The sequence below is a fragment of the Ralstonia pickettii genome, from assembly GCF_001699815.1.
Taxonomy (GTDB): Bacteria; Pseudomonadota; Gammaproteobacteria; order Burkholderiales; family Burkholderiaceae; genus Ralstonia; species Ralstonia thomasii.
The window spans coordinates 59,638-66,717 of record NZ_MCGB01000039.1; the positions used below are offsets into that span (position 1 = coordinate 59,638).

Consider the following 7,080-nt stretch of genomic DNA (forward strand, 5'->3'; position numbering starts at 1 on the left):
AGGATTCACCATGCAACGCTTTACGCGCCCGTTGTTCGGGCAGGTTTTGATTGCCCTGGCGGTGGGCATCGCGCTGGGCATCTGGGCGCCCGAATTTGCGCAGAAGCTGCAGCCGCTCGGTGATGGTTTTCTGAAGCTGATCAAGATGCTGATCGCGCCGATCGTCTTCTCCGTCGTGGTGGTGGGGATCTGCGGCGCCGGCGAGCTGAAGAAGGTCGGGCGCGTGGGCGGCAAGGCCGTCATCTACTTCGAGATCGTCACGACGATCGCGCTGGCGCTGGGCATTGCGCTGGCCTATCTGTTCGGGCCGGGCCACGGCATGAATGTGGATCCTAAGACGCTCGATCCGGCGGCCATGGCGTCATACATGACCACCGCCAAGCAGGTGGAATCGACCGGCGTTGCAGCGTTCTTCCTCAAGCTGATTCCCGATACGTTCGTCAGCGGCTTTGTGAAGGGCGACATCCTGCAGGTGCTGCTGGTGTCGATCCTGTTCGGCTGCTCCCTCTCGCTGCTAGGAGAGCGGACCAAGCCGCTGGTCAACCTGATCGATCAGCTCTCGCATGTGCTGTTCCGCATGATGGCCGTGATCATCCGCCTGGCGCCGCTGGGCGTGCTGGGCGCGGTGGCCTTTACCGTCGGCAAGTACGGCGCAGGTTCGCTCAAGCAACTGGGCTTCCTGGTGCTGCTGTTCTATGCAGCCGTGGCGATCTTCGTGGTGGTGGTGCTCGGCACGATCCTGCGCCTGGCGGGCTTCAACATCTTCAAGCTGATCCGCTTCCTACGCGCGGAACTGCTGGTGGTGCTGGGCACGGCGTCGTCCGACGCAGTGCTGCCGTCCATCATGAACAAGCTGGAAAAGATGGGCATCAAACGCTCGGTGGTCGGCCTTGTCATCCCGACGGGCTACTCGTTCAACCTCGATGCGTTTTCGATCTATCTGACGCTGGCCGCCGTGTTCATTGCACAGGCGACCAATACGCCGCTGGCGCTGCAGGATCTGCTGCTGATCCTGGGCGTGGCGCTCGTCACCTCCAAGGGCGCGCACGGCATTCCGGGTTCGGCCATCGTGATTCTGGCGGCCACGCTGTCGGTCATTCCGGCCATTCCGGCGATCGGCCTGGTGCTGGTGCTCTCCGTCGACTGGTTCATCGGCATTGCCCGTGCGCTGGGCAACCTGATCGGCAACTGCGTCGCAACGGTCGTCATCGCGGCGTGGGAGAAAGACATCGACCGCGTACGCGCCAATGCGGTGCTCGACGGCAAGATCGACATCACCGAAGAAGGCGAAGCGATTCCGCACGGCCTTGGCGTTGCGGCACCTGCAGCCCATACGCTGCCGCATGCCTGAAGCGGCGCTGTTGTCGGACGGCGGTAAAATCGGCGCCATGACTGAAACCACCGCCGCCGACATCTCCTCCGAAGGCATTGCCGATGACATCGCCCAGGCGATCGTCGCGCATCGGCTGCCGCCGGGCACCAAGCTGCGCGAAGAGGCGCTGGCGCGGGTCTACCACGTCAGCCGCACGAAGATTCGCGCAGCGCTGCTAATGCTGGCCAAGGACAAGCTCATCCGCATGGAGCCCGATCGGGGCGCCTTCGTGGCCAAACCCGACGAGACCGAGGCGCGCGAGGTCTTTGCGGTGCGCCGCGTGCTGGAGGTTGCGCTGGTGCGCGAGTTCATCGCCAAAGCGACGCCCGCCGATTACAAGCGGCTGGAAAAGCACCTGGCCGAAGAGCACAAGGTGGCGGCCAGCGGCGACCTGTCGGACGTCCCGCGCCGCAATCGCCTGATGGCCGACTTTCACCTCCTGATGGCCGACGTGGTCGGGAACAGCGTGCTCAAGGAAATGCTGTACGAGCTTTCCGCCCGCAGCTCGGTGATCACGATGATGTATCAGTCGACGTACGACGCCGTGCGTTCATCGGAGGAGCACACAGCTCTCCTGGACGCCGCTAAGCGCGGTGACGTGGAAGGCGCTATCGCTCTGATGGAAGAGCACATGGCGCACACCGAGGCGTCACTCAAGTTCGAATCGCCGGGCGGCCGTGCGACAGATCTCGTAGCCGCCCTCCTCGCCTGACCGCGCGTGCCGACGTATACGCTGCGCGCGCCGGTTTCTGCCGAGCTGGAAATCAAGAAGAGCCGCTTTATCGGGTTGGCCGTGCCGGTCGAAGACCGAGCCGCCGCCATGGACGTCATTGCACGCCTGCGCGCCGAACACCCCGCTGCCACGCACGTCTGCTGGGCGCTCCTGGCGGGCGGCCAGTCGGGCATGTCCGATGACGGGGAACCCTCCGGCACGGCGGGCCGCCCCATCCTCGAAGTGCTGCGCCATCACGACCTGGATGGCACGCTGGGCGCCGTGGTGCGTTACTTCGGCGGCGTCAAGCTCGGCGCGGGCGGCCTCGTGCGCGCCTACACGGACGCCATCGCCACCGCGCTCATGCACGCCGAACGCGTGGAGCGCATCGCCAGCACCACGCTGACCCTCGCCACCGATTACGCCGATGAGGCGCGCATCCGCCGCTGGATTGACGATGGCGGCTACACGCTCGTCGATGCTGCGTACGATGCGGGCGTCACGCTGACGGTGCGGTTGCCGGTGACGGACGAGGCGGCTGCGCGCGTCGCGTTGCGGGATTTGACGCAGGGGCGTGTGGCAATTACCTAGCGTTTATCGCGCGGGAGCGAGCGGAGCGGCGGGCGTGGAGCCCGTGCAACACGGGCTCTGGCAGTCCGGTTGGAAAACGACGTAGGCGGCTGTCGGCATTTTGGGGGCGACACCCTCGCGTTCCGCGGCACGTAGATGCGTATCGGCTTCCGACGACTCGACTTTGTCGCCCTCGATTCCGACAGCGTCCAGCACGGCCTGGATGCTCCTGAGGCGCAGCACTGCCAGCTCTGGGTCGGGAGCAGGCTCGGACGCCTCTTGCAAGCGCACCCGGTACTTGCCGCCGCTGCGAAAACCTTCTTTGAGCTGCGAATCCCATTCCGCCAGTTTCAGGATTTCGGTGGTCGGCAGTGCAGAGTCGCTGGGCGAGAACACCAGCGGGTGCTCAAGCCCGGTCAGATCGCACGCCAGGGCGGAGGTGCTGAGCATGAGAGCGCCGACAACTGCAGTTCTGTGTAGCATCTTCAGTCTCCGGCATTGAGCGCGCCACCCGCGATGCGTCTGATGACAAGTTTAGGAACCGTCATCCGTTTCCGCACGCTCAACCCGTTCGCGACCAATACCCTGCCTGCCCGTACACCGACTTCAGGTGTTCGATAAAGAACCGGATCTTTGCCGGCACCGGCCGCTGCTGCGGGTACACGGCGAGGATGTCGTAGTCGGGCAGCGCGTAGTCGTCCAGCACCGTCATCAGCGCGCCGGATTCCAGCTCCGGCTGAATCTCCCACGTTGAGCGCCAGCCCAGACCGAGGCCTTCACCCATCCAGCGGTGCAGCAACTCACCATCGTTACAGTCGAGGTTGCCGTTCACCTTCACGGTGACGGCCTTGCCGTTCTGCTGGAAATACCAGCCGCGCTGCTGCCCGCCCTGCAGGTTAAAGGCTAGGCAGTTGTGGCGCGCGAGATCATCGAGCGTGCGCGGCACGCCATGCTTGGCGAAGTACGCGGGCGTGCCGCACACGACGCGCTTGTTCGACGCCAGGCGAATCGCCACGAAGTTCGGATCGATCGCGCCGCCAATGCGGATGCCCACGTCGTAGCCTTCGCGCACGAGGTCGACCACGCGGTCGGTCAGGTTGAACGAGATGCGCACGTCGGGGTTGGCACGCAGAAAGTCCGGCGCATGCGGCGCGACGTGCTTGCGGCCGAAGGCTGCGGGCGCCGAGACGATCAGGTGCCCGGTCGCCTTGTGGCGGCCTTCGGCAACGAGCAGCTCCGCGCGGTCCAGCTCGCCCAGCGCCTTCTTGCACTGTTCCATGAAGACCGCGCCCTGCTCCGTCACCGCAATGCGGCGGGTGGACCGATGCAGCAGCTTCACGCCAAGGCGGGCTTCCAGCGCGTTGATGCGGCGGCCGATCATGACGGGCGTCACATCCTGCGTGAGCGCGGCGGCGGCCATGCTGCCGTGCTCCACCACGGCGATGAACGCTTCGATCTGCTTGAGCTTGTCCATTCCATCATTCCAGTTCGCAATGTCTGACCATTTTAGTGAGCATTCCGTACCTGGATTGCGACTTTCTGGCGCATATCACCTGTGACGAATGACAGAAATGATGAGTGACGATGTGATCGATGCGCGGGCGCCGGGCAGAATTTTTGCGATGCACAAAAACTCTCCGAAACGGCTTAGTGGTGCCGTTCTTCCGCACCTTGATCCGCTCGGATTGGTGCAGCACGCAAAATAATTCGGTATTCAGAGTTAGCAATCAACTGACGAAATCTGCGTTTATCCATATCGGCATGCGGGAATAGGATCAACTCCAACGTATTCCCACCTTCCCCTTCCTGGAGACACCCCATGCCGAAGATGAGAGCGATTGATGCCGCAGTTGCGGTGATGGAAAAAGAAGGCATCACCACGGCCTTCGGCGTGCCCGGTGCCGCCATCAACCCGTTGTACTCGGCCCTGCGTCGCGCCGGGAGCATCGACCACGTGCTGGCGCGTCACGTCGAAGGCGCCTCGCACATGGCCGAGGGCTATACCCGTGCCGAACCCGGCAACATCGGCGTGTGCATCGGCACGTCGGGCCCTGCAGGCACCGACATGATCACCGGCCTGTACTCGGCCTGGGCAGACTCGATCCCCATCCTGTGCATCACCGGCCAGGCACCCCGTGCCCGCCTGTACAAGGAAGATTTCCAGGCCGTCGACATCGAATCGATCGCCAAGCCGGTCACGAAGTGGGCCGTCACCGTGCGTGAGCCGGCGCTGGTGCCGCGCGTGTTCCAGCAGGCGTTCCACCTGATGCGCTCGGGTCGTCCGGGCCCGGTGCTGATCGACCTGCCGTTCGACGTGCAAGTCGCCGAGATTGAATTCGACCCCGACACGTACAGCCCGCTGCCGGTCTACAAGCCCGCGGCCACGCGTGCCCAAGCCGAGCGCGCCATCGAGATGCTGTGCCAGGCCGAGCGCCCGCTGCTGGTGTGCGGCGGCGGCGTGATCAACGCTGATGCGGCCAAGCTGATGGTCGAGTTTGCCGAGCTGGTGAACGTGCCCGTCGTCCCGACCCTGATGGGCTGGGGCGTGCTCGCCGACGACCACCCGCTCAACGCCGGCATGGTCGGCCTGCAGACGTCGCACCGCTACGGCAACGCCACGCTGCTGGCGTCGGACTTCGTGTTCGGCATCGGCAACCGCTGGGCCAACCGCCACACCGGCAGCATCGACGTCTACACCAAGGGCCGCAAGTTCGTGCACGTCGATATCGAACCGACCCAGATCGGCCGCGTGTTCGGCCCGGACCTGGGCATCGTGTCGGACGCCAAGGCGGCATTGGAGAAGTTCATTGAAGTCGCGCGTGAGCTGAAGGCCGCCGGCAAACTGCCGTGCCGCAAGAGTTGGAACGCCGACGTGCAGAAGCGCAAGCGCACGATGCTGCGTCGTTCGGACTTCGACAACGTGCCCATCAAGCCGCAGCGCGTGTACCGCGAGATGAACCAGTACTTCCCGCGCGACGTGCGTTACGTGAGCACGATCGGCCTGTCGCAGATCGCTGCCGCGCAGTTCCTGTCGGTCAACCAGCCGCGCCACTGGATCAACTGCGGCCAGGCAGGCCCGCTGGGCTGGACGATTCCCGCCGCCATCGGCGTGAAGGTGGCATCGCCCAACAGCGACGTGGTGGCCATCTCGGGTGACTACGACTTCCAGTTCATGATCGAAGAGATGGCGGTGGCCGCGCAGTTCAAGGTGCCGTACATCCACGTGGTGGTGAACAACTCGTACCTGGGCCTGATCCGCCAGGCGCAGCGCAACTTCGAGATGGACTACTGCGTCCAGCTCGCCTTCGACAACGTCAACGCTCCAGAGCTGAACGGCTACGGCGTCGACCACGTGAAGGTGGTGGAAGGCCTGGGTTGCAAGGCAATCCGCGTGTTCAAGCCCGAAGACATCGAACCCGCCTTTGCGCAGGCTCGCCTGCTCATGGCCGAGTTCTCGGTGCCGGTGATGGTGGAAGTGATTCTCGAGCGCGTGACGAACATCGCCATGGGCACGGAGATCGACAACGTGGTCGAGTTTGAAGAGGTGCTCGACCTGGAAGACACCCTCACGGAAGCCGAAGGCGCCACCGCATAAAGACGGCGCGCTATTCCCTCACCGTCCGATAACAGGAGAAACCATGACAAAGCTGGCAGCCAACCTGACCATGCTGTTCAACGAGCAGGCCTTCCTCGACCGCTTCGAAGCCGCCGCGCGTGCGGGCTTCCGCGGTGTGGAGTTCCTGTTTCCCTACACGTTCCATGCCGACCAGATTGCCGATCGCCTGAACCGCTTCCAGCTCGACCTGGTCCTGCACAACCTGCCGGCCGGCAACTGGGACGGCGGCGAGCGCGGCATCGCCATCCTGCCGGACCGCGTGAGCGAGTTTCAGGACGGCGTGGGCGAAGCCATCAAATACGCCAAGGTGCTCGGCGCGCGCCAGCTCAATTGCCTGGTGGGCATTCGCCCCGAAGGCGTGAGCGAAGACGCTGCGCGCAAGACGCTGGTGGAGAACCTGAAGTTTGCGGCGAAGGCACTGAAGGCAGAAAAGATCGATCTGCTGATCGAGCCGATCAACACGTTCGATATTCCGGGCTTTTACCTGAACCGCACGCAGCAGGCGCTGGATCTGATCAACGACGTGGACGCGTCCAACCTGTACGTGCAGTACGACATCTATCACATGCAACGGATGGAGGGCGAGGTGGCAAGCACGCTGAAGCGCCATCTGGACAAGATCAAGCATGTGCAGTTGGCGGACAACCCTGGGCGCAATGAGCCGGGGACTGGTGAGATTAACTATCAGTTCTTGTTCAAATGGCTCGATGAGATTGGTTACGCCGGGTGGATTGGGTGTGAGTACAGGCCTAAGGCTGGGACTGTGGAAGGCTTGGGCTGGCGCGCTGCTCACAACGTTGCTTGATTTTT

General features: G+C 63.7%; 7 protein-coding genes. 5 read left to right on the forward strand and 2 right to left on the reverse strand.

What is annotated here, in order from left to right; all coding sequences use genetic code 11:
- Nucleotides 1–10 precede the first annotated feature (10 nt).
- Genes BEK68_RS07025 through BEK68_RS07035 form a run of 3 tightly spaced genes read left to right on the forward strand, consistent with a single transcriptional unit; the run spans nt 11 to nt 2,675 of the window.
- Nucleotides 11–1,351, forward strand: a complete 1,341-nt coding sequence (locus BEK68_RS07025) for a C4-dicarboxylate transporter DctA (protein ID WP_012436702.1) — start codon at nt 11–13, stop codon at nt 1,349–1,351.
- Between the two features lie 37 nt (nt 1,352–1,388).
- Nucleotides 1,389–2,084 (forward strand): GntR family transcriptional regulator, encoded by a 696-nt coding sequence (locus tag BEK68_RS07030; RefSeq protein ID WP_024542307.1) that lies wholly within the window; start codon nt 1,389–1,391, stop codon nt 2,082–2,084.
- A 6-nt stretch (nt 2,085–2,090) separates the two neighbouring features.
- Nucleotides 2,091–2,675, forward strand: a complete 585-nt coding sequence (locus BEK68_RS07035; RefSeq protein WP_012436703.1) for an IMPACT family protein — start codon at nt 2,091–2,093, stop codon at nt 2,673–2,675.
- 3 nt (nt 2,676–2,678) lie between these two features.
- Here BEK68_RS07035 and BEK68_RS07040 read toward each other — a convergent pair whose 3' ends face one another.
- Complete coding sequence (locus BEK68_RS07040) at nt 2,679–3,104, reverse strand: hypothetical protein (RefSeq protein ID WP_249262908.1); 426 nt, start codon at nt 3,102–3,104, stop codon at nt 2,679–2,681.
- A gap of 112 nt (nt 3,105–3,216) precedes the next feature.
- On the reverse strand, nt 3,217–4,128 hold the full coding sequence (locus BEK68_RS07045; RefSeq protein WP_012436705.1) for a LysR family transcriptional regulator: 912 nt from the start codon (nt 4,126–4,128) through the stop codon (nt 3,217–3,219).
- 345 nt (nt 4,129–4,473) lie between these two features.
- Here BEK68_RS07045 and gcl point away from each other — a divergent pair, with 345 nt between their 5' ends.
- On the forward strand, nt 4,474–6,249 hold the full coding sequence (gene gcl, locus BEK68_RS07050) for a glyoxylate carboligase (RefSeq protein WP_012436706.1): 1,776 nt from the start codon (nt 4,474–4,476) through the stop codon (nt 6,247–6,249).
- A gap of 43 nt (nt 6,250–6,292) precedes the next feature.
- Nucleotides 6,293–7,075, forward strand: a complete 783-nt coding sequence (hyi, locus tag BEK68_RS07055; protein ID WP_012436707.1) for a hydroxypyruvate isomerase — start codon at nt 6,293–6,295, stop codon at nt 7,073–7,075.
- The last annotated feature ends 5 nt before the right edge of the window (nt 7,076–7,080 follow it).